The sequence below is a fragment of the Mailhella sp. genome (assembly GCF_057866825.1).
Window position 1 is genome coordinate 1 of record NZ_DBMAHT010000212.1, and the last position, 2,091, is coordinate 2,091.

Sequence of the window (2,091 nt, forward strand, 5' to 3'; positions counted from 1 at the left end):
CAGTAAGAGAGGCTTCCTTTTGCGGGGATGGACGACATGAGTATCCTCATATTCTTTCCATCCCTCTCAGTGAATTGACAGTCAATAAAGATAAAAAGAAGAGGGAGAAAAGGTGAAAACTTTTGAAAGAAGTCTTTTCTCCTTCCCTTTCTTTCCTACGGGCAGGAGATGATGCCTTCGGACCAGAGGCAGGCGCCGCAGGTAGGGGTATTATTGCCGTAGCAGTCGGGGAGGGAGTTTTCCCAGTTGTCGCACTGGGAGCAGCGGCAGCAGGGGGAGAACTCGAAGTTGCGTACTTTGTTTCGGAAGGCGGCGTAGTCCGGGGAGTTCCAGATGCTGTCGAGGGGGGTGGTGCAGACATTGCCGAAGAAGTGGTGCTGATTGACGCGGGTTTTGCCGCCCCAGTAGAGGCGGGAGGTGCGCAGCAGCGACATGCAGGGAGCGACGAAGCCGTCGTGTCGCACGAAGGCTATGCCGTCGTCGATGAAGCGGCAGCGGCGGGCGGGGCGGTGCAGGCGCTGGCCCGACAGGAATATTTCGCACATGCCTGCGCTGAGCAGTCCGGCGGCGGCCTGGGCTACGCCGGGCTGAGTCCAGTCCATGAGGGGCATGTGTATGCGCGGCGCGGAAGGCGGCACGTTGTCGCCGCCGAAGTCGCTGCCGATCACGTTGCGGTAGAGCAGTTCGGATTCGGTGTGCTCGTCGGTGGGAATGGCGTGGGAAATATTCACTTCGTTCACGCGGTAGTAGCTGGAGAAGTAGGGCAGATCGGCGAGTTCCTGCACGTTGCTCTTCATGACCACGAAGGCCAGCCCGAGCTTTACTTCGCGGTTCAGGGCAAAGCGCAGCTGGTTGAACGTCATGATGTGCTGCTTGAGCGTGGCGAGGTGTCCGTTGCGTCGAATGCTTTCGTAGCGTTCTTCCTTGAAGCCGTCTACGGAAAGCCAGAGCATGTCGAGTCCGGCGTCGAGCAGGGCGGCGGCGTGCGCTTCGTCGAGCAGCGAGCCGTTGCTCAGAAGTTCGGTACGGCGACCCGATGCCGACGCCGCCCGCACCATCTCCACAATGCGCGCGTGCGCCAGCGGCTCGCCCATGCCGCCGAAAAATATGGTGTCCACGCTCTCAGGCAGATGCTCCATCACCGCGCGGAACGTCTTCTCGTTCATGTCCCCCGTGCTCTCGCCTATCCAGCTGTTGCGAAAGCACATCGCGCAGCGCAAGTTGCACCGCGACGTGGGCTCAATGTACAGCCGCTTCAGTTCGTCGCCCATATGTTCCCCCGCCGGGAAGCCCCCGGAAAAAGTTAAACTATTACTCAAAATATACCGTTTTCAACGCCCCTGTCCAGCTCGCGCCGAAAAACACGTCGTTTCATTATTCGAGAGAGAAAGTGGAAGGGGGACAGGCACGAGCAGCGGGGCGCTGCCCCGAGCCCCGCCGGGGGAGATAATCTCCCCCGGGCCCCCATGTTTCCGCCGAAGGCTGCGCCGTTCGGCGGGGCGGGAGTGTGCAGGCAGAGCGCGTTGCCGAAGATGGCGGGATGTCAGAAAGGTTGGGACTGCGAGGGATGGCGTGCTTGGCGGGCGCGGTTCGGGCTGCGGACTCAGTGCAGGTGTGCGCTGCTGCGCCCACCTGCGGTGGCCGACTCCTGTCCGACAAAATGTCGGACAGTCGTGTCAAAGGAAGGGATTTCCGGATGTTTTGTTGGAGAAGGACTCGGCTCGAAGTGATTGAGCTGATTTCGGTTCAGCAGCCTGGGGGAAAATGTCTGCCGGAAAACCTCCTTCCGACGCTCTGGGGCCCGCGACCTGCCTTCAGGCGGTCGCGCCAACGGCGGCAAGCAGCCGGAATTCACTTCCGGCGTTAAGCGCAGCGCGCCGTTGTGCAAGTAATGCAGGCCGTACAGCATGCCTTGTGCAAACGGGATGCGGCGGACACAAGGCAATCGAATGGAGTTTGAGCTTTGCGCTGGCGTGTGCGCCGGCAGGCGGCGCGGTGAAAGAGATTGTCGTTCGTGCGCCCTGAGAACAGGAAAAACGCTTGTAATAATAAAAGTTTTAGGAAAGGGGATAGGGGTGCGGGGAAAGGGGA

The 2,091-nt window shown here is 60.2% G+C and carries 2 protein-coding genes; both read right to left on the minus strand.

Annotation, left to right across the window (positions count from 1 at the left end):
- Positions 1–155: 155 nt before the first annotated feature.
- Positions 156–1,271, minus strand: coding sequence for a radical SAM protein (locus ACZM96_RS10800; RefSeq protein WP_489489062.1), 1,116 nt, complete (start codon positions 1,269–1,271; stop codon positions 156–158).
- Positions 1,272–1,603: 332 nt separating this feature from the next.
- Positions 1,604–2,091 (minus strand): hypothetical protein (locus ACZM96_RS10805; RefSeq protein ID WP_489489063.1); only part of this gene is annotated, 488 nt, incomplete at its 5' end.

What these genes read in the sequence shown, in the direction of transcription:
- ACZM96_RS10800 (WP_489489062.1), bottom strand. Translation starts at nt 1,271, where the DNA reads ATGGGCGACGAACTGAAGCGGCTGTACATTGAGCCCACGTCGCGGTGC.